Source organism: Leptospira inadai serovar Lyme str. 10, from assembly GCF_000243675.2.
Taxonomy (GTDB): Bacteria; Spirochaetota; Leptospiria; order Leptospirales; family Leptospiraceae; genus Leptospira_B; species Leptospira_B inadai.
In genome coordinates this window covers 919,025-939,596 of sequence record NZ_AHMM02000025.1, presented here as the reverse complement: position 1 = coordinate 939,596, position 20,572 = coordinate 919,025, and the positions used below count along the sequence as shown (strand labels likewise).

The window sequence follows — 20,572 nt, the reverse complement described above, 5'->3', positions numbered from 1 at the left end:
AACCCAGGTTCATGAAGATCATCGTTTTAGTGAAGCAGGTGCCTGACACCGAAACGAATATTAAAGTCGGGGACAAATCCATCAACGAAGCCGGAATTAAATGGATTATCTCTCCGTACGATGAATTCGCCATCGAGGAAGGTCTCAGATTGCGCGAGAAAAACGGAGGAGAAGTTATTGCAGTTTCCCTCGGTCCCGATCGCGTTCAAGAGTCCCTTCGCCAAGCCTATGCAATGGGAGCAGACCGCGCAGTACAGATCAAAGTGGACAACTACGTTCCTTTCGATACCGTTTTAACTGCGGAATTAATTGCTAACTTTGCAAAATCGGAAAACGCCGATATAATTATCGGAGGACGCCAGTCGATCGACTCCGACAGTTCTCAAGTTGTCGTTCAAGTCGCCGAAGCATTGGGAATTCCTCATATAGCTTTTGCCGTAAGCTTGGAAATTAACGGAACAAACGTTAAATCAACCAAGGAAGTGGAAGGCGGAACACAAATCGTCGAAACGACTCTTCCTGTCGCAATCACCGCTCAAAAAGGCCTTAACGAACCTCGTTATCCGAACCTAAAAGGTTTAATGGCTGCAAAGAAGAAACCGATCGAAAGTAAATCTCCCGCAGACCTGGGTAACCCGGCCAGTAAGATTGAAATCGTCGGTCTGGAACCCCCTCCTCCTCGCATTCCCGGTCGCAAGTTGGAAGCCGCGGACGCTAAGGGATTTGCAGAGCAGCTTGTAAAAGCTCTTCGCGAAGAAGCTAAGGTTATCTAAGGAGAAGACCCGTGAGTAACGTATTAATCGTAGGCGAACTCAAAGACGGAGAACTCAAAAAGATCTCCAGAGAAATTACTTCCGCCGGTCGTAAGATCGCGGATGCCCTAGGCGGAAAAGTAATCGCAGTTCTACTCGGATCCGGAGTGGATAAATTTGCCGGCGAATTAGCCGCAGTCGGTGCGGATTCCATCCTAACCGTAAATGCAGGCGAGTATAACGCCGAAACTTGGGCAAACCTGGTTGCAGGTGTGATCAAAGACAAGAACCCTTCAGTGGTTCTGTTGCCCCATACTTCGCAAGGAAAAGACTATTCTCCGCGCGTGGCGGTAAAAGTCGGAGCAGGAATCATTGCCGACGTAGTAGGGCTTTCCGTCGACGGAGGGAAAGTCGTAGCGAAGAAACCGATTTATTCCGGTAAGGCGTATGGAAACTTTAAGGTCACCAGTCCTATCGCGATGTTCACCGTTCGTCCCAACTCTCAAGAAGTCGGACAAAAAGCCGGTGCAGGGGCGGTCGAGGCGGCAACACCTTCCGCAGGAGACGCGAAAGTGAAGATTGTTTCCTCCGATCTAAGCGGCGGAAACAAAGTCCAGTTAGCGGAAGCTTCCATCATCGTATCGGGTGGGCGCGGTATTAAGGGTCCGGAAAACTGGCCGATTCTTCAAGCATTGGCGGACGTTTTAGGAGCGGCTCTTGGAGCCTCTCGCGCAGCTGTTGACGCCGGTTGGATTCCTCATAGCCATCAAGTCGGACAGACCGGAAAGACTGTTTCTCCGAATTGTTACATTGCTTGTGGAATTTCAGGTGCGATTCAGCACTTGGCCGGTATGGGCTCTTCCAAGTACATCGTCGCAATCAATAAGGATGGAGACGCACCGATCTTTAAAGTGGCTACCTACGGAGTCGTAGGCGACCTCTTCGAAGTCGTTCCGGCTCTTACCGACGAGTTCAAAAAAGTACTTGGATAATTTCGTCTAATGAAGCCATAGTAAGAACAATTATGGTTTCATCCAAGGGGTTTATATCCTTTTTAAGTGCCGCGGCCATTTTGGTTTGCGGCACTTCTATTTTACCGGATCCGGGTCGGGACCGCCTAAGCGCGCTTATTGGAAAAATGAGCGAGATTTCGAGTTTCCGGGCAAGCATAACCATCAATAACGAGCTTTCCGGAACGCTTTCGTACAAAAAACCGAATCAATTGCACGTCAAATTCTCTGACGGGAGAGTCATAGCCGCCAATGGTCGCTTTCTCTGGTTTTACTCCCCTTCGAGAGGAATTGTGGGCAAACAGGATTTAAAAGGAATGAGTGGAGGAATCGGAGGCTTACTATCCGGCTATGAGGAAGTCACTCCGGTCGGAGGATCTCTTCGCCTGAAATCTCCCAATAGGACGTACGAAGAAATCGTCGTAACCTTGGGGCCGGACAATACTCCCAGATCCTTACGAATGAAGCATAAGGGCTCCGGGGAATATACTTCCATCGCATTTTCAGGCGTTCAAACGAACGTAGGATTATCCGCTTCACTCTTTAATTTCGGAGCACCTTCAAACGCACAAATCGTGGAGAACCCGCTCAACGAGAGGGAATAAGCTTTGTCTGCAACATCGCGCACCGACGCCCACAAAGTATTCGCGGATCTTTACCGTAAACCTCGTTCTCCGGAACATCAGCAGAAGATAGACGAAGTAATACAAAAATCGAACGATATCTTCATTCGAATCGACTTGATGAAGAAAGTCGACGAGGAGTTCGAACAAAAAAAGAGAGAAGATAATCGTAGAACGGAAGAAGACGAAAAAGCCGCTAAGCAAGGCACAAGTACCTCCGGTTCTTCGACTTCCTCCAAAACGCCGCCTAAACCGGTCCGCAAAACGAACGATGCAGGCGGAGTCGGGCTAGGATTTTTAGCCAACTTATTCGGCGGAAATGCAGCGGTCAGCAAGTTCGCGAAAGAAACCGGGACGGTCGAGGTCGGATTCCTGGGGCGGAATTCAAGAATCGCACCTTCGGTAGAACGTCTATTCAAAGCGCTGAAAGAGGACCAGATCATCTCGACCTTGCAGGCGCTCCGATTGGCCGAAAGTCAGGGTTGGAGACATTGGCGCCCGTTAGTGTATAACGTAGTATTAAATTTTAATAAATTCTTTAATAACTTTATTTCCCTCGACTCCCTCTTTATCGACGAAATCTCGCCCGAGATCTTTTTGAATCGATCCTTAAAGATGCAGATGTACTATGCTAGACATTTATCCAGAGACGATGCGAAAGATATCATTTTAACCCACTTACCGGAACTCGTAAAAAAAGACGAAAAACTTTCCGTTAAACTTCCTTCCATCTTATCCGGACTGAACTACGGTTTGAATTTGGAGACGGGAAGACCGAAATTAACGGATGCAATTCGGGCCTTCTACGTGGTTTCCAATCGAAAAGTGATCACATGGGAAGAGATTATAGATTCATTAAACGTTCCTCCTATCAACGAAATGAAATTCCAAGGCTCTCCCGATATCACCAAGGAAGTCGATACCACTCTTATCAAACTCTCCGACGATATCATCACTCGTGGAAATAAAAAAGAGGAACTTCAAAATCTAAGACAAAGATATTTTAAAATAGACGAGAACGGTAAAATCTCCTTCGACTTCCTAAACGGAGTCGTGGACGATTATTTCGCCCATCATATGCCGGAAAACATGAACTCGGCGGCCTTCAAATCCTCTTTCAAGGGAATGCCTCATAAACTTATTTATATACTACTGAGGGATTTTCAATCCTGCTACTCTCCGATTCTGGAAGGCATGGTCAAAATCGGAACGAAGAATCATAATCGTGACGTGATCATCATGCAAACCGGTTTGTTTAAAGGGGAAATAGAGGAAATCAATAACCTTCTCCGCCAATTGGACGCATTCAATAAAAAATATCCGAGCTTCCAGTACACCTTCGCTACGTTTAATCAAAATACTTCCGGCAGCGCCGTTGAAGATCAAATTACGCTTAATCTTTTGCGCTTACTGGGCGAAGCCTCCGCATTCATGGGCAAATTCGCGGAAAAGATCAACGTGCTCGTGGAAAATCATTTGCTCGCAAAAGATTACGAGGCCAAAAACCAGTTAAACGATCGAGTTCTTGCTTCCAAGGAAAAAGTCATCGATGAAATCAAAGTCCTTCATAGATTCATTCCTTATTACGATTCGACTATCGTGTCGGGAAACCGTTTAAATAATAAAACCCTAGAATACGTTTTCGTAGATATGGCTCAGCTTTTATTCAATTACGCGGTCATTTATAAGGATAAATTCACCGTCAATAAATTGACGGCCCATCGTAAGATCGACGCCGAGCTTAAGGCTCTTCGCGACGAGTACGAGCGTTTATCAGGCAAGCCCTTTGTGGGAAGCGTGATGCAAAACGTATCCTCGGAGGAAGTATGAGGATATTAACCGGAGTTCAACCGTCCGGAAAATTACATTTAGGTAATTATTTTTCCGTCATACGCAAGTTAGTCGAATATCAAAATTCGTCGGATTTATACTGCTTCGTAGCGGATCTGCACGCGTTGACTACGTTCTCTTCCGCGAAAAATCATACTGAAAATACGTACGATGCCGTTTGCGATTTTCTCGCTCTTGGAATCGACCCCGATAAATGCACTTTTTGGATCCAATCTTCCGTTCCCGAGGTCACCGAATTGGCCTGGTATTTGGCAATGTCCATTACCGTTCCTCAACTTCAATTAGCTCATTCTTTCAAGGACAAAGTGGCAAAAGGAGTCACGCCTAGCGGAGGCTTGTTTTTTTATCCTGTTCTGATGGCAGCCGACATCCTCGCCTTCGACAGTGATAGAGTTCCGGTAGGAAAGGACCAAAAACAGCATTTAGAGTATGCTAGAGATATTGCGGAACGTTTCAACGCACAATACGGGCAAACCTTTAAATTGCCCGAACCGGAAATCGACGAATTTACCGCAATCGTTCCGGGAACGGACGGGGCAAAAATGTCCAAATCGTACGGCAATACGATCAATTTTTTCGACGATGAAAAGAAAATCAAAAAAGCGGTGATGGGAATCGTAACGGATTCGGCCGGAATAGACGATCCGAAAGATTATAATAAAAATGTAATCTATCTGATTCATTCCCTCTTCTTGGACGATGCGAATAAGGCGCGGTTAAAGGAAAAATTCGTCATTCCCGGCACCGGTTATGGCGATTTAAAAAAAGCTCTTTTGGAACAGATCTTGGATTACTTCGCTCCATACAGAAAAGAAAGGGAAAAAATCGCGGACGACCGAACCTATGTTAAAGATATAATGAAAAAAGGGGCGGATAGAGCTCGGAATGCGGCGACTCCGATTCTTGATACTGTGCGAAGCAGGATGGGAATAGGAATCGGAAATAAATTCTGATCATCGTTCCTCCGGCCGATAATTTGGCTCCCACCTTCAGGGAAAAATGTAAGTAATCTTTTCACTCCGAGAACCGTTTCCCTCATGAATCGGTTTTTAGAGGAAAGATACCGGGACTGGATTCCCGCCTCTTCTTTTTCATATTTAGTTCTCGGCGTTTTATCCAGCCATTACTGCCGCTTCGTGCTCGCAGATTTGCTGCTCCTATGGACGGGAATAGGATGCATTTCGATCGTTTTCATTTCCTTTCTAAAACCGATTCGTAAAAAACTTCTTTCCTTCGCTTGGGGCATCCTGCTTTTTTTTCTTCTTTTAACTTCGGGGTATACTAAAAGGACGGCGCCCTTTTTAAACGAATCGAAAATTTGGAAGGATCAATCGGGCGCATTCGTCGGGAAATTGCTGGAATCCGCGAATATTGAAGGATTGGAGAAGGAAATCTCCCTGGGATTAGTGTTAGGAGATGCAAAAAACCTAAATAAAGACTTTAAGCAGGACGCTAAAGAGGGAGGTATCCTTCATCTCTTCGCAGCCTCCGGACTTCATTTGGGAATTTTATTAGGTTGCCTCTTTGCCGTTCTAAAACGCTTTCCGATATTAGGATATTTCCTTCCGAGAGTAATACCCATTTTGCTCGGACTTTTCTATTTCTCGTTTCTCGGCTTTCCCGTGTCTTTGGCGCGGGCTTGGGTGTTTTCATCCTTTCTTCTTTTACAGACGCTATTCTTCCGGAAAACGCGTCCATCCGATTTACTTTTAGCCTCAGCCGGAATTTTGTTTTTTTGGGATCCTGCGAGATCGTTCGGAGTATCATTTCTTCTTTCCTTCGGCGCGGTCGCATCGATTTTACTTTTAAAACCTTGTTTGGATCTTTGCTTTCCGCAAGAAGTCGAAGAAGCCGGCGTTTTGAAAAAAATAGGAACTTTCTTTCGGGAAAATCTAACGCTTTCTTTCGCGGCAGGCTTAGGCACCTTTCCGACATTGGTTGCATACTTCGGGACCTTTAGTTTCGGTTCGCTCGGAATCAATCTGCTCTTAGTTCCTCTATGCGGAATTTTACTTCCTTTATTATATTCCGCATTACTAATAGAGTTTCTGTCGATTCCTTATCTGAAAGATTGTCTCTGGATTTCGGTTAAATTATTGATCGAAATTCTCGGGAGCATCACGGTATTTTGGAGTGAAAACGAACTTACTTTCCCAAAATACTATCGAGGCGAATCGAAGCGACTCGCATCAGTCGTTTTGTCTTTGTTCATCATATTTTTATTCCTGATTCGATCCCTCCCGCTGCGCGACGCGATAAAAAGTCCGCCGAGTCTTTCCTTCGCTCCGGAAGATCCCGATAGGATTCGAAAAAATATGAATCCGATTTTTTTACTACGTTTAACATTATTGTTTTTCTGCATCGGATTCTATTACCTTCTTGCCGTTTCGTCCCAGTATGTCCGTTTACCTCCGATATTCTACGGAGACAAATTTAGCTTCGTGATCCGGAACGAAAAGGAATTAGTTTTAGGCGGGAAATGCAAGTACAGCTCGAATTTATTTTATAATTCTTTCGGAAAAGATCCCCAACTTTTCTGCGGAGAAAGTTCAGGCCAAACTACGATCGAAAGCGTTTACATAGAGGACGAATCCTGCATACGCTGGATTCTCTCCTGCTTTAGACGTCGAACAGACTTGCTGTTCCAGTACGGCGGCAAAAGAAAGGTTTCTTCTCTTGCTCTAACGAATTGGACAGTCGTTCCTAAGAGAAACCGATTTTCCCTTCCGACAGAACCCGGACAACTCGTCAGATTCGAAGCCGGAAAAGATTCGGTTTTGAGCCTGACAAAATTCACGCAGCAAGGCACAGGAATTATCTTGTTAAGTCCGCGCTTCGGAAAATCGGATACTGCGAAGGAATGGAATAAAGTTCGAAAACAGCTTGGAATCGGCTCCGGCTGGGAGTTTATTGGAGGAGATGAGCTCCCCGGACTACCCGTTTTTTAAACCCACAGTGATTCGGGAATTCCTTGCCAAAAAATCCTCCGCTCCTCTAAAAAAATGGGGACAGAATTTCCTAATAGACCCGAACGCGGTCCGCGCGTTACTGCAAAGCGCAGATCCGGAAGCATTACAAAAATCTGATTTAATTCTGGAAATCGGGCCCGGTTTAGGCGCTCTTTCCCATCTTTTGGTCGGACTGGGAAAAAGAGTCCGGTTATTCGAAATCGATCCCGTATATTACGAATGGCTGAAAGAATTTCTTCCGGAAGCGGAAGTCGTTTTAGGCGACGTAAGAGAGACTCTAACGGATTCGATCCAGGACAATTGTTTTCTGTTCGGAAATCTTCCCTATTATATCACTTCCGAGTTGATTGTTCTTTCCTTAGAGCGATTGAGCGGATTGACGGGTGCGGTGTTCTTAGTCCAAAAAGAATTCGCGCGACGAATGACCAAAGAAGTATCCTCTTTATCCGTTTACGCGGGAGCCTATGGTACTTTCAAAAATCGTAAAACGATAAAAGCCGGATCTTTTTATCCCAGCCCGAGCATAGATTCCAGCGTCCTTTCCTACACCGCCAAACCTCGTTTTTCAAACAGAGAACTCTATCAAATTTTAGAAATACTCTGTAGGGTTTTGTTTTGGGGAAAAAGAAAAAAGATCGGATCTTCTCTGAAGGAAGCTCCCCTTCTATCCTTTTATCCCATGGGTCTGCCCTTACGTTTGTCCGAAGAAACTCTAGGCCTCCGACTCAAGGAAGCCGTAGAGACCGCCGGGCTTTCTTTGGACAAACGACCGGAAGAATTAAAGATCGAAGATTTTTACGAAGTGGTGGAGAATTTCCCTCTCCATTTTTGAATCTTTTACCTTTATTGATACCGTTCTTTTTCCCTTTGATACTGCAGTCTTTTCTGTTCTCTGTGAATCGATTTGCATTTCGCTTTTTGTGCGCGGGCCTCGCGGGAAGTCGGAGAAGCCAATTGTGCATTTCGAGACAATTCCCTCTGCAATTTGAGATAGCTTTTAAAGCGATCTTTCGAAATTCTCCCTTGCTCCAGAGCGACCTTTACTCCGCAATTCGGCTCGCTATGATGAGAACAGTCGGGAAACTTACAGCCTTTCACAGCTTCCAAAATTTCCGGAAAAGTTTCCGCGAGCCCCGAGCCGTCCGACCAAAGTTGGATCTCCCTCATTCCCGGATTATCCAAAATCCAAGCGCCCGACGATAGACGAAACATCCAACGATTGCTTGTCGTATGTTTTCCCTTCGAATCCGACTCGCGAACGTTTTGGACTTCCCTAAATTCTTTCCCCAAAAGAAGATTTAATAGAGAGGACTTCCCCACTCCGGAAGATCCGATAAAGGCCGAAGTGGATTCTTTACTCCAGTAGTCCGCCAATTCCTCCAGACCGATCGACTCGAATATTGAAATAGAATGAACCCTAACTCCCGGGCAAGACTCTGTCACTTGTGCGATCCTATCGAATAACTCATCTTGGTTATCTCTGTAGAGATCCTTCTTCGTCAAAACGATCACGGGCAAGGCGCCGCTCTCCCAAAGCTGCACGAGAGTTCTTTCCAATCGCCTGGGTTGGAAATCGCCATCCAATCCGTGCAAAAGAAAAATATAATCCATATTTGCGCAGATCGGATCCGGCCTCTGCAAATTCCCTTTGGATTTACGCACGAGCAAACTCCGACGAGGAAGAAGGGAATGGATCAGAAATTGTTCCGAATCCATTTTTGTAGCGAGTACCCAATCTCCGGCAATCGGTAAATCCAAAATGGAACTCGCTCCAAAACGAAGCGCACCCGTTAAGATACCGATTCCTTCTTCGAAAGCCGTTTGGAGTTTAAACTCTTGCCCTTGCTCTCCGATGATTCGCGCGGGAAAAGATTCCGGCAGTCCGAATAGCGAAGATATAATTTGAAACTCTCTTTCCCTATCGCGGTCCCATGCGGATAGAGAAAGATCCGGTTTGTGATTCATTTATTTTTGCCAATGTCCCGTTTTTCGGGATGGATCGTATCAAGAAGACAAAAGTCTTCCGCCTCGGAGAGAGGTTCCTTCGGAAAAAAGGTTGTTAGCGATCAGGCAATCATATGCGGACTTTGATCAAAAATCCGTTCGGTACGGAAACGTGTAAAGCGATTTTAGCCGGAATGTTTCTGGGAAATTCGGAAAGATTCCCTTTCACTTAAAGGAAACCTTTTGAATCAAGTCTATCTAGACTGGCGTTGAAACGCTTTATATTCGTTTATAATTCTGTCGCCGAACTCTTTCCATTCCTCGTCTTTTTTAAAACCGAAATGTTGAAGGACCTCCCAATGGATCGCGGCAGGATCCGCCTTTCCCTCATAACAATCGATGATCCAATCGGAAAGATAGACCGCAAAGACCACATCTCTCGATTCCTTTTTAGCCATTAAGGGCCTGTGATGATATTCGGCCGCGACTCGGATCGTATCCGAAAAATTCCATTTTTCGCAGATCATACTACCGAGTGAAGTATGAGTAATTCCTAATGCTGCTTCTTCCAAGCCGAGTGTGGACGCTAATAGATTTTTTCCGGTCAGTTCCGTCAATTTGGCCACGATTTCGGGTTCCAGCGATAGCAAAAGAACCAAGCCGATATCATGAAGTAACGCGGCACAGACCAAATTGGTTAGGAAGGTTTTTTTCCAACCCATACGTTCTCCCAATCTCCGGCAGATATAGGCTGATAAGCTGGATCTCTCCCAAATTTGTTCGAACTCTTTATATCTTTCTTCGAGTATTTTCTTCGTTCCAAGACTTAAAAGAATATTGTTTAACTCGGAAAGTCCGATTCGCTTAATCGCCTCGTCGAGAGTTTCCACTTTTCTGCCTTGAGCAAAAGAAGCGGAATTCGCAAGCTTTAGAATATTTGTCGAAAGAGAAACGTCTCTTGAAACGGATTCGGTAATCTGCGTTATGGAGGAATCGGGTTTACTGATCAGACTCATGATCTGATTTAGATTTTCCGGAAACGTAGGAAGCTTATCGATTTCAGCGATAATTTCAACGGTACGTTGATACGAAACATTCCGGTGCTTGAAATCCAAGGGAATTTTTATATAAGCGGAAGTGATCGCGCCTTCCGCTTTGAGTTTATAGCAATCGCCTTCGATGCCTTCGTTTTTCAACATGAGAAGCGACATCGCAAGTCCGAGCCCTGCTCCTTCCGAATCGTCGGCGTGATCGGCAAAGACCTCTCCTAAATCGTTATATTCTCGACTCTTGCCGATCCTATTTTCCACCCTCTTCAGCTCTTCCGCGATGATGGGAGCGTTATTGGAAACTCTCATTAGGAAACTCGTTCGGTTAAAAGCCATAGTAATCAGGCAATGAAATTTGACTTTTTCAAGAAGCTCGGCATATCGCTCTTTATCCCGAATCATCTCCTTCTTAAAATTCGCCATTCCCTTGATATAATCATCGGGGTCGGAAATATTCAGGTTATTTTCGGAGAAAAATATCCGTTTGGAGTTAGCCTTAACGGCGTTCATTACACTCTCTCTCAGGATGGAAAAAACCGATTCCTTAAGAGATATCGCGTCCAGATAGACCAGATAACGATCGAGCAAAACGTTTAGAAGTTTGTCTACGTTTCGGTTTAATGTCGTAATTCGAATATAAAGAGGGTTTAGCCTTTCGATACGCTCGTTTACATTACGTACGCTGAGATAGTATCCTTCTTTTTCGAAGTGGTACCAGTTTATGTTCATTTTCGCTACGGAAGGCAGTTCCCTATACCATATTTTTCGGAACGTTTTGTCAACTCCAGATTACTTTAATGCTAAAACCATCGATTTTCTTAAATTTCTTTGCGACGGGTTGCTCCGATCAACGTCGCCTTCAAAAGTAAAATCCAGACGCCGACTTGTAAAAAAGAATAGGGTCCATAAGAAAGCGGATCCTCCACTTTTCCGTCTAAAAGTCTTCCTGAGTGGTAATAAACGGTTCCGAGTTGCGGTAGAATCCAATATGCAATCTTGACAAAAAGCTTTTGATTCTCGGCCAATTCAGCGGACCCGTCGACCACGCCGTTATACACTATGAAATCTAAAATAGCCGATCCAAGAAGTAATCCGAAGGACAATAAAACGGAAATCGTCTGATTGGCGGTCAAAGTGATTAATAACGCAAAGACCACTAAAAAACCGTAAGATAGAAACATCGTTCCTTGGTAGAGTAAAAAATCCCAGGGAACCTCGATCGCAAATGCGGAATGGATGGCAAACGCTCCGACCAAAAAAAATACGACTAAGATTAGCAACGTAATCCCTTTCCCGGCCAAATATACTAAGGGATCGAGAGGTCTACTCAGCCAAAGAGTATGAACCTGGGAATCTAGATCCTGACGTAATAAGTCGGAAGTCATCATCACAAGAAAAACCGTCACCCAAAGGGAAGAGAGAGTAAAATAAGTCCCGACCGACACTCCTTTCGTAACGTTTTCACCGAAAGTGCCGGTGCAAAACCATTCCCCCAAAAGATAAAATGCGAGGAGTGAAAATAGAAAGAATAGCGCTTTCCGACGCTGCACTTGCAAAAGCGTGAGCTTTATAAGAACAGGGAGCTGTAAAAACATGGAAGCGAAAAAAAATGAAGCCGATTGTTTCGATTTTAAATTCATTTTAATGCCCCGCCTCTTCCTTAGTATCGAGGCTTCCTGTTAAACGAAGAAATACTTCCTCCAAGGATTCGGTTTTCCTTTCAAAAAGGAAGAGGTCCGCTCCTCTTTCCACAAGCTCCGCGGGAAGTCTACGCACGTCGATCTCCGGTTTGGGTCGAATTTCCCATTCTTTACCGTCTTTTTTAAAATCCAAAGAAATTCCTTCCAAATACGATTCCAATCCCGCATCCCCATCTAGGCGAATTCGAATTCTGTCCTTGCCCTGCCGAAGTTCCTCGAGTCGGCCTTGGGCTTTAATTTGACCTTTATCTAATATGCCTACTTCCGTGCAAATCTGCTCGACCTCCGGCAAACGATGGGAGTTAATCAGGATGGTAACTCCTCTCTTAACGTTCTCCGTTAAAATCCGATCTCTGAATTCCTTATAACCTGCAGGATCAAGTCCCGTTCCCGGCTCGTCCAATAATAGTAGTTCCGGCTCCGCACCCAACGCATGTGCCAAGCCCAATCGTTGTAACATTCCTTTGGAATACGTCGAAACTTTTCGATCCGCGGCGTCGGCTAAGCCTAATTCGCTCAAAAGTTCTTTACTCTTAATTTTTGCCGCCTTTGCTTTAAAAAACGCCAGTCGAAGACTCGCTTCCAAAAATTCTCGGCCCGTTAAATAAGGAGAAACCGCCATGCGTTCCGGAAGATATCCTATACGTGCGCGAACTGCCGGAGAAGGAGATTCGCCAAGAACTTTACATTCGCCGCTAGTCGGTCGGGAAAAACCGAGTAAGATTCTTACTAACGTCGTCTTTCCGGCACCGTTCGGACCTAAAAGGCCGAAAACTCCGCCGCGAGGAACGATTAAACGAATGCTTCGAAGAGCCTGTACGCCGGGATAATTTTTACGCAGGCTTTCGATTTCAATTGCAAATTGGGACATCAGAAAATCCTTAGACCAAGTGCCGAGAACGATAGGTTCCGATCGAAACCCCGGCAATCTTTTTCCGGAAAACATAAGGTTGAATCCGGTTTTTATTCCATGAAGATAATTATTGCAAGGCATGGGGAAGCCGAGCCCGCTTCTCCCGACGGAAAAGATTCCTCGCGAATTCTCACTGCAAAAGGAAAAGCCGATGTCGAAAAGATGGCGCGGTTTTTCTTAACGGGCTTCAAAATAAAAAAAATCTACCATAGCCCCTTTATTAGAACCATGGAAACCGCCAAAATCTACGCGGATATTTTGCATCCGAAGGAAGAGACCGAATCCTTGGAATATCTTCAACCGGGGGAAGAATATGCGAAAACTTGCGCCTTGTTAAAAGATTACTCGAATTCGGATGCGATTTTGATCGTCGGACATAGCCCTGACGTGAGTATTTTTTCGGAAAAATTACTGGGAATATCCGGAGTGGGAAAATCCTTCCTGTTTACGCCCGGGTCCGCGTTAGCGGTAAACGTTCCGAGAGAGAAATTTTTAGGCGGGCAGATTATTTGGTTCGTCTCTCCGGACTTTCTATGCTGAGTTTGAGTAGGACCTAAAATTGGGTTTACACGTCGCCTAAATTCGAAACATCATCCAAAGAAGAAAGAGAATCGGGGTGTAGCGCAGTGGTAGCGCACTTCTCTGGGGGGGAAGGGGTCGCTGGTTCGAATCCAGTCACTCCGAAGATTTCTTTCTGAGTTCCAGATTTTCAGAAGACAGCGGACTGACGACAGATGCGTTCGCTTTCAGAAGACAGGGGTCAGAGGACGGAAGACAGAACATTGGCGAGCCGGGTTTCCATGCTATAGAGAAAAATTCTTATGCTAACAGTGGATCTTTCTTCGACCCTCCGTTCTCTGATACCTCGCTCCAACATAATTCGTTTTCAGAGGACAGAGGCCAGAAGACAGACGCGTTCGCTTTGCTCACGCTAGACAGAAGCTACTACTAGTTGGAAACCCTCTGAGGCAGAGGAAAGATCCATTCTAACATAGGAATCTTTTTAAAAATCGTCATTTACACAAAATTGCTGACGCTCCCCGAAAATCCAGTAACACCTCGCTCCAACATAATTCGTTTTTAAAAAAATTGTTGTCAGGGTAATAGGAATAATCCTCTGTCCTCTGTCCTCTGTCCTCTGTCCTCTGTCCTCTGTCCTCTGTCCTCTGTCCTCTGTCCTCTGTCCTCTGTCCTCTGTCCTCTGTCCTCTGTCCTCTGTCCTCTGTCCTCTGTCCTCTGTCCTCTGTCCTCTGTCCTCTGTCCTCTGTCCTCTGTCCTCTGTCCTCTGTCCTCTGTCCTCTGTTAGAGGCATCTTACATCCCACAATTTCATAGAATCGATTGATCGTAGCGGTTCTATTTGCATCTTTAAATTTGTTTAATACTGTAACGGCTACGGAATCGGGTCCATTCTTCGAGATTAAGATTCCCTGAAACCAATAGTTGCCTTCCCAAGAACCGGTTTTTCCGAAAATAGTACCGCTCCGTTCCGGACAATCGGACCAAAATAAACTGGATATCCAGGATCGATAAATGGATTCGGAGATGCCAAGGTCTCTTCTCCAAAAAACGGCAACCCAAAAACCGTGAATTTCTTCCGGAAAAAGTCGAAGAACCCCTCCATGCTTTAATCCTTTTTCGTCCGTCCACCAAGTCTCCGGAAGTTTTCCTTTTTTGGACGGATCAGGCTTATCTACCAAGGGCCCATATCCGATTCTTCTTAAAGTCTTTTCTAATTTCTTTCGACCCAATTTCGGAAACAATATCGAGAAATAATCGTTGGATGAATAAAATAAAGCCTCACGTAAATTCAGATTCCGGGGAGACCCGGGAATATGAGAGTCCGAGCATAGAATCCTTACTTCCGGGTCCACAATCCGATTTTCTAATAAAGAAAGAGCTAAATATGTCTTAAACGTGGACGCGGGAGAAAATCTAATTTTTGTGAAAGACTTTTCTCCGTAGGCGCTTATTTCAGGAATCGCGTTTTGATTTATGAGAAATTTTGAAACTAGTACCAGCTCCTGCCGATTTGTAAGAATCCTCTCCGAAAAAATCGGTTGGCTTACGGCAAGTACGAGAACGCAAGGCGGTAAAAACCTGAACATCGACACTTATATAAACCGTTTATCTGGGATAAAAAAACTTATCCGAAGGAAGGCTTCGAATTCGGCGGAAAAGAAAGTCCGAATTTATTTATTTAAGAATTGTTTAAGAAGATTTTCCCGAATTTCTTCGAATTTCACGATTCCCCACGCTAGAGGAACTTTAAACTTCAAGGCACTGTCGCTAAGGTCTTTTTCCCCTTGGGCGCGTAATTCATCGAAACGTTGTTCGACTTTCTCCTTTCCTTCGTTTAAGTCTTCCAGGAGTTTATCGAAGATCTCCTTCGATGTTTGAACAGCGCCGATTCCCGCGTTGATAAGATCGTTGAGTTTTTGGTTATCCATCCAGCACGTTCCTTTTTTTATATTTTTATGCAGCGCACAATAAATGCAAGCAGAAAATTATCGTGTTTTTCCCGAATCCGGATTGCCAGGGACGTTTTTACTCTAAATTCTAATCCCCATGCAAAAACTCCTCGGTTCCAAAATATCCATCCTACTCTGCCTTTTATCGATTTCTTGCTCTGCCGAGCTAAAAACGATTCCCCTCCCGGCTTGCAGCAAAGTTGCCGGAATGCCCGGGCCTGAAGATATTGCGATCGATCGAAAGGAAGGCCTGCTCTATGTATCTTCCCATGAGCGCAGGATCAGCGACCAAGAAGGAAAACTGTTCGTTCTGAATACTGCGGACCCTTCGCCCAAACCGATTCCTTTAGCCGTCGACTACCCCAAATCTTTTCATCCTCACGGTATCAGTCTTTTGATGAAAGGAAATACTTACAGGCTTTACGTAATTTCCCACATAATTCCCTTCCAGGAACATAGTATCGAGGTTTTTGAAAGGACCTCTCGGCCGGATCAAAAATCTCCGACCGGAACCTGGAAGCATATCCAGACCCTGAAGGATCCCTTGCTTACCAGTCCAAACGATTTATTCGTCGAATCGGAAAACGAAATTTACGTTTCTAACGACCACGGGCAGGGCGGAAAGTTTCGCTATTTCTTCGACGATTTATTCCGGAATGCAAGATCGGAAATCTCCCTTTATGACGGAAAATCCTGGTCGTCCTTAGGAAATCCTTTATATTATGGAAATGGAATTTTGTTTATAAAAAGAGCCGACGGCAAGGAATTTCTATATCGTTCCGGCTTCATGGACCGTGCCGTCTTTAAATTCCCTGTCGATCGTAGTTCGGGAAAAATCGTTTTAGGCGAACCTAAGACAATCTTTGTCGATACCGGTACGGATAACCTAGAAGCCGACGAAAAAGGGAGAATATTCGTGGTCGGTCACACCTCCACATGGAAATTCTTAAGACATCTTCGCAATAAAGATTATCCTTCCCCGACTCAGGTTTTCGTTATTAACCCCGACGATACGTTCAAAGAAATATATGCGAATCCAGGAGAGGAGATTTCTGCCGGAAGCACGGCGATTTCATATATGGATAAATTGTATATTTCGCAGGTGTTCAACGACTATATTTTGGATTGTTCTTTTCGATAATCCGGAATCTCGATTGGAATCCGTTCGATTCTTTCCTTGCCCTAAACGGAGAAAAATGAAACGGTTCAGAATATTAGCATATTATGGAAATACTAAAAACTCCTCGAGACTCCGCCGTAGAAACCAGGCATATCGTCATGCCCGATCATGCCAACCACTACGGGACCCTCTTCGGAGGAGTCCTGATGTCTTGGATAGATTTAATCGCAGTCATGGTAGCGCAGAGGCACTGCGGACGAGAAGCGGTGACGGCCAGCGTCGACAAACTGAATTTTTTAGAGCCGATCTCGGTGGGTGATCATGTCATTCTAAAAGCCTCCGTAAACTTTACGGGACGATCGTCTATGGAAATCGGCGTCCAAGTATCTAAGGAAAATCCCTATACCGGAGTCGTAGTACGGGCTACGACCGCTTATCTTACCTTTGTCGCTTTGGATGAAAACAAAAGGCCCTGCCCGATTCCGAAACTCCAACCCGAAACGGATGTGGAAATCAGTAGATACGAGAATGCTATTTTAAGACAGGAATCGAACCGCGAACTTCTCCGCAAAATTAAGGAAAAAAGAGGTTCCTGAAATTCCTACGAGCATCAAAGGGAAAGACCGCTGATCTTCCCTATTTGTCGAATATATACGGTTTTCATAATAGCGATGCCGGCCGGATCGGGATGTATCGGATCGGTTTGAGGATATAAGGGAATCGTGTTTTCGTTTTGTAAAAAGGGAGTTTCCATATCCGCAATCGGATGCGCGGTTGCAAGCGTCTTCAAATACGTGTTGATCTGCAAAACTCCGGTCCTAAAACCGGAATCTAAAGGCGGCGGTAGTACGGTAATAAGAAAAATCGCGTCGGTTCGAACGGAAAGATTCGATAGAAGTCGATCGTAATTTGCGGGAAATTGATTTGTCGGGTATGAGGAAACGTCATTGGTCCCCAACTCAATGATGATGATTTTCGGAGAATTGGTAAGAGCGCGATCGATATTTTGCAACCAATCGGGCACGGTGCTGCCGGTCACACAAACGTTCAAAACCTGAAAATGAGAACCCAAGCCGTCGGACAGATCGAAAGCTTGAGACCGTTCGCACAAAGAATCGCCGATTACGGAAACGGGAATGCTGCCGCCTTGAGGAAGAAGAGCGGTTAAATCCGGTGCATGTTTTTCGGAATAGCAATCCATGCACAAAAGAAACGATATCAAAGTTAGAATAAATTCGGATCGTTTCATCGTTTATCTTCTGAGATAAATTACCGCTTCCGCCTTTACGAGCTTTCTTGGAGTCGACGGTTCGACGGAGACGCTTTTTATTCTAAACTTATTCGAATTTTCTTCAAGAAACCTTTGGATATGTTCGTTCCGTTTTTGACCTTCGGAAAAGACAAAGGCGTCGATCGTTTGCAAAGTCGGGAGAAACTCTTCCGCCGGAATCGGCAATTCTCCCGGAATGAATTCAAGTATTTTCGAATGGGGCAGACCTTCGACAAGATCGAAATACGGATCCGGAATCGCCTGAAGATAGACTCGTTTAGAGCCCTTTAATTCCGTCAAAATCGCCCTCGAGAATTTCGCATTCAAATCGAATTCCGGATTTGCAAAGCCGATTTTTCTATATGCATAAAACAAGATGAACAAATTGCAAAAAACCAATAACCCGGCGACGTATTGGATTCTTCTGCTTCTGATTCTTTCAAAGAAAAAGCCGCCGAATGCGGAGAGAGGAAGACACAAATACATTACGTAATAATATTCCGTGGAAAGAAATAAGAAAGCGAGAATGGTCGATAACCATAGCGATAGAAAGAACGCTAAATTCTTCCTTTCCAATAATTCTTTTCGAACCACCCAAACTCCGAATAGTAGGGCTAGATAAAACCAAAGTCGCGAACCCGGACTCTCATATCCTCCTAACAAAACTTTCACTTTTGTTAATGGAGAAAACGTCTGCAACAATTCGCGTTTCCGCCCGAATTGCGCTCCGAATTGAATGATAAACAATTCCCAATCGGGATGAATCCAGATCGCCCACGCGATTAACGGAAGACTCCCCCCCGCCCAAAATGTCCAAATATTCCAGGCCTTAGCCCGGTGAATCAAGAATAACACCGGAATTCCGAAAACCGCGCCGAAAGGATGAGACAAAAAAGAAAGACCTAAAAAGAAGCCCGATCCGAATCCTTCCAAAAATGTAAGATCATTCTTCGCTTCTCCGTTCCAACTGACCTTTCTCGCCAAAACGAAAATGGATGCCAAAGCCCAAAACAGACAGAGCGCCTCCATCCGCGCGGTCCAACCGACTCTAAGAAAAAGCAGATCCGTAACGAGTAACAGGCATGCGCCCAATCTTGCTCGGGGGGAAAAGCCGATTTCTTTTAACAAAAACCAAAACAACCACACGGAGCCGAGAGACACAAGAGCGGAAAAGAAGCGAATGACTTCCAGTCCTCCACCGAAAAAGGAAAGAACTCCTCCGTTTAAAATGAAGAATAAAGGAGGTACCCAGAGAGTCTTATATTCCATTCCGCGAATCAAGCCTTCGAGTACAAGAGTGCGAAACGTCCCGTGAGTCGCAAAATCCATGGATGGAGAATAAAAAAGAACTTCGTCGGGCCAGGTGGGCGGAAATTCTTTTTCGGAAAGTCGGAATGCGAATAAATAAAGAATTGATAAGACGACTAACCCGAGGAGGGAAACGAGTCCTAGGGTTCGGTCGGATTTAGATTGGAATTCGGGGGACTTCATTGGTTTCGGTCCGGTCCCCCTGTAAGTTTATTTAAGCGTTGCGACTGCTTCTTGTTCGGTTTCGAAAACCTCGAACAAATCGAGTAATTCCACTACATCGAACACTTTTTTTACGTTCGGCGTAATACAACAAAGTTTGAGCTTGCGACCTTGCTTTTCCAATTCGCGTACCATCCCGACGAAGATTCTAATACCGGAGGAAGAGATGTACGAGATATTTTGCAAATTGATTATGATATCACCTAAACCCGCTTGGACGTCATCCAAGAGTTTCGCTTCAACCTCGTCGGAATGGGTGATATCTAACCGGCCGTCCAATTGAACGAGGGTATGCTTCCCGATTTTTTTGGTCTTAATTTCCAAGTGAGGCTCCCGCTAACGTCTGGAAAAGCGTGTCCTAATCCATCTTTTCCTCTTTAAAAAAAGGGATTAGAAACGCTCGTCCGAGACTAAAATAGGGAGGAAATGGGGTTTTACAACAAATTTTTAGGGTTTTCCGTTATTCCGACTTACGCGGCGACACGCAGAATTTCCTCTAATGGAAAGATTTTTCTGACCGGGGAAATTCTTGCAGGACCCAGCAATTCTTGGACCGATCTCTTCGAAGTAAAACCCAGATACTCTCGAGCTTCTTCCATCCCCCAACCTGCTTCGATCAAATGCACCGCCAGCGATCTCCGTATTCGAATTACGCTCACGGCAAGCCCGCACGCCTTCTCTAACTTTGAAAACATTTTTTGAATGGTTCGCGGGTGAACCTGTCCACCCCTACCCGAAAATAAGAATGCATCTTCCGATTTTCCCCTGGTCGCAAGCCATAAATCCCTTTGCAAAGAAAGGGGGATCGTGAGGGTTCTGCTCTTTAATTTTTTCGAATGCTGAATCATGATTTGATTTTTTGTCCAATCTAAATCCCGAACCTCGAGAGAAACCAATTCAGTAATAAATAATCCGAAAGAATAAATCATTTGAATCCAAAGGTAATGATTTTCATTACTTTTGGCTGCTTGAAAAAGGCGTCGCATTTCGGCTATAGTTAAAAAACCCGGATCATTTTCGTGCTCAGACCCGGATCGATCCGGCTTAGGGGAAAATTTTAATAAAACCATTTCCATTTCCTATCTATTCGTTTTTTGCTTTTTGATGGAATATCTAAAAAAGAAAGGCCAAGAAAAGTAAAATTTGAGGGAAATGGCCGAAGTCACGCGGAAAAGCCATTACCGATTAACCGATTCTCCTCCCAATAGAATTACTATTCCGGGACAAACCTTGAATTTTACTTGCAGTTTATTTCAACAGTATCGTTCGAAATCGATATTGTAATTAAGTATCCTGTTTTTTACCTGAAACCTCGGCTAAATTCGAAAAACGTCATAAAAATGTTATCGTCTTTTAACCAAAGCTTAGTCC

General features: G+C 44.7%; 20 protein-coding genes and 1 tRNA gene. 11 read left to right on the top strand and 10 right to left on the bottom strand.

Features of this window, described 5'->3' with window-relative positions; translation table 11 throughout:
• Positions 1-11 precede the first annotated feature (11 nt).
• From LEP1GSC047_RS20175 to rsmA, 7 genes are all read left to right on the top strand, one after another.
• Positions 12-773: an electron transfer flavoprotein subunit beta/FixA family protein gene (locus LEP1GSC047_RS20175; protein ID WP_010415481.1), complete on the top strand. Its 762-nt coding sequence runs from the start codon at positions 12-14 to the stop codon at positions 771-773.
• An 11-nt stretch (positions 774-784) separates the two neighbouring features.
• Positions 785-1,744 (top strand): electron transfer flavoprotein subunit alpha/FixB family protein, encoded by a 960-nt coding sequence (locus LEP1GSC047_RS20170; protein WP_010415482.1) that lies wholly within the window; start codon positions 785-787, stop codon positions 1,742-1,744.
• A 32-nt stretch (positions 1,745-1,776) separates the two neighbouring features.
• Positions 1,777-2,367 carry a LolA family protein gene (locus tag LEP1GSC047_RS20165; protein ID WP_010415485.1) on the top strand — a complete coding sequence of 197 codons (591 nt, stop codon included), beginning with the start codon at positions 1,777-1,779 and terminating at the stop codon, positions 2,365-2,367.
• Positions 2,368-2,370: 3 nt separating this feature from the next.
• A complete protein-coding gene (locus LEP1GSC047_RS20160; RefSeq protein ID WP_010415487.1) occupies positions 2,371-4,215 on the top strand; it encodes a hypothetical protein in 1,845 nt (614 codons plus the stop codon).
• Positions 4,212-5,189, top strand: a complete 978-nt coding sequence (gene trpS, locus LEP1GSC047_RS20155; RefSeq protein WP_010415489.1) for a tryptophan--tRNA ligase — start codon at positions 4,212-4,214, stop codon at positions 5,187-5,189. The genes LEP1GSC047_RS20160 and trpS overlap by 4 nt, the downstream gene beginning before the upstream one ends.
• Before the next feature lie 84 nt (positions 5,190-5,273).
• Entirely contained in the window at positions 5,274-7,184 is a 1,911-nt protein-coding gene (locus LEP1GSC047_RS20150) for a ComEC/Rec2 family competence protein (protein ID WP_010415492.1), read from the top strand.
• Positions 7,156-8,037: a 16S rRNA (adenine(1518)-N(6)/adenine(1519)-N(6))-dimethyltransferase RsmA gene (rsmA, locus tag LEP1GSC047_RS20145; protein ID WP_010415495.1), complete on the top strand. Its 882-nt coding sequence runs from the start codon at positions 7,156-7,158 to the stop codon at positions 8,035-8,037. Before LEP1GSC047_RS20150 ends, rsmA begins: the two co-directional genes overlap by 29 nt.
• A gap of 11 nt (positions 8,038-8,048) precedes the next feature.
• On the opposite strand, the gene rsgA is transcribed toward rsmA, so the two are convergent.
• The 4 genes from rsgA to LEP1GSC047_RS20125 form a co-directional block, all read right to left on the bottom strand.
• Positions 8,049-9,170, bottom strand: a complete 1,122-nt coding sequence (rsgA, locus tag LEP1GSC047_RS20140; protein WP_010415499.1) for a ribosome small subunit-dependent GTPase A — start codon at positions 9,168-9,170, stop codon at positions 8,049-8,051.
• Positions 9,171-9,403: 233 nt separating this feature from the next.
• Positions 9,404-10,927: an HDOD domain-containing protein gene (locus LEP1GSC047_RS20135; protein WP_010415501.1), complete on the bottom strand. Its 1,524-nt coding sequence runs from the start codon at positions 10,925-10,927 to the stop codon at positions 9,404-9,406.
• An 89-nt stretch (positions 10,928-11,016) separates the two neighbouring features.
• Positions 11,017-11,838, bottom strand: a complete 822-nt coding sequence (locus LEP1GSC047_RS20130; RefSeq protein WP_020989061.1) for an ABC-2 family transporter protein — start codon at positions 11,836-11,838, stop codon at positions 11,017-11,019.
• A 1-nt stretch (position 11,839) separates the two neighbouring features.
• Positions 11,840-12,769: an ABC transporter ATP-binding protein gene (locus LEP1GSC047_RS20125; RefSeq protein ID WP_039935848.1), complete on the bottom strand. Its 930-nt coding sequence runs from the start codon at positions 12,767-12,769 to the stop codon at positions 11,840-11,842.
• Between the two features lie 99 nt (positions 12,770-12,868).
• On the opposite strand from LEP1GSC047_RS20125, the gene sixA reads away from it, so the two are divergent.
• Together sixA and LEP1GSC047_RS20115 are read left to right on the top strand one after the other, a co-directional pair.
• Entirely contained in the window at positions 12,869-13,351 is a 483-nt protein-coding gene (sixA, locus tag LEP1GSC047_RS20120; RefSeq protein WP_010415506.1) for a phosphohistidine phosphatase SixA, read from the top strand.
• Between the two features lie 72 nt (positions 13,352-13,423).
• Positions 13,424-13,495: transfer RNA gene (locus LEP1GSC047_RS20115), tRNA-Pro, on the top strand.
• A gap of 319 nt (positions 13,496-13,814) precedes the next feature.
• On the opposite strand, the gene LEP1GSC047_RS20105 is transcribed toward LEP1GSC047_RS20115, so the two are convergent.
• Positions 13,815-14,918 (bottom strand): penicillin-binding transpeptidase domain-containing protein, encoded by a 1,104-nt coding sequence (locus LEP1GSC047_RS20105; protein ID WP_020989153.1) that lies wholly within the window; start codon positions 14,916-14,918, stop codon positions 13,815-13,817.
• A gap of 84 nt (positions 14,919-15,002) precedes the next feature.
• Positions 15,003-15,260: an LIMLP_16025 family protein gene (locus LEP1GSC047_RS20100; RefSeq protein ID WP_010415511.1), complete on the bottom strand. Its 258-nt coding sequence runs from the start codon at positions 15,258-15,260 to the stop codon at positions 15,003-15,005.
• Between the two features lie 118 nt (positions 15,261-15,378).
• On the opposite strand from LEP1GSC047_RS20100, the gene LEP1GSC047_RS20095 reads away from it, so the two are divergent.
• Together LEP1GSC047_RS20095 and LEP1GSC047_RS20090 are read left to right on the top strand one after the other, a co-directional pair.
• Positions 15,379-16,422: an SMP-30/gluconolactonase/LRE family protein gene (locus LEP1GSC047_RS20095; protein WP_010415516.1), complete on the top strand. Its 1,044-nt coding sequence runs from the start codon at positions 15,379-15,381 to the stop codon at positions 16,420-16,422.
• Between the two features lie 83 nt (positions 16,423-16,505).
• On the top strand, positions 16,506-16,997 hold the full coding sequence (locus LEP1GSC047_RS20090) for an acyl-CoA thioesterase (RefSeq protein WP_010415518.1): 492 nt from the start codon (positions 16,506-16,508) through the stop codon (positions 16,995-16,997).
• 14 nt (positions 16,998-17,011) lie between these two features.
• Here the strand turns inward: LEP1GSC047_RS20090 and LEP1GSC047_RS20085 are convergent, their stop codons facing one another.
• The 4 genes from LEP1GSC047_RS20085 to LEP1GSC047_RS20070 all read right to left on the bottom strand — a co-directional run bounded on the left by LEP1GSC047_RS20085 (position 17,012) and on the right by LEP1GSC047_RS20070 (position 20,271).
• Positions 17,012-17,650: an SGNH/GDSL hydrolase family protein gene (locus LEP1GSC047_RS20085; protein WP_010415521.1), complete on the bottom strand. Its 639-nt coding sequence runs from the start codon at positions 17,648-17,650 to the stop codon at positions 17,012-17,014.
• A gap of 3 nt (positions 17,651-17,653) precedes the next feature.
• Complete coding sequence (locus LEP1GSC047_RS20080) at positions 17,654-19,162, bottom strand: ArnT family glycosyltransferase (RefSeq protein WP_010415524.1); 1,509 nt, start codon at positions 19,160-19,162, stop codon at positions 17,654-17,656.
• A 27-nt stretch (positions 19,163-19,189) separates the two neighbouring features.
• A complete protein-coding gene (locus tag LEP1GSC047_RS20075; RefSeq protein WP_010415527.1) occupies positions 19,190-19,525 on the bottom strand; it encodes an STAS domain-containing protein in 336 nt (111 codons plus the stop codon).
• A 146-nt stretch (positions 19,526-19,671) separates the two neighbouring features.
• Complete coding sequence (locus tag LEP1GSC047_RS20070; protein WP_010415530.1) at positions 19,672-20,271, bottom strand: tyrosine-type recombinase/integrase; 600 nt, start codon at positions 20,269-20,271, stop codon at positions 19,672-19,674.
• Positions 20,272-20,572: the final 301 nt, after the last annotated feature.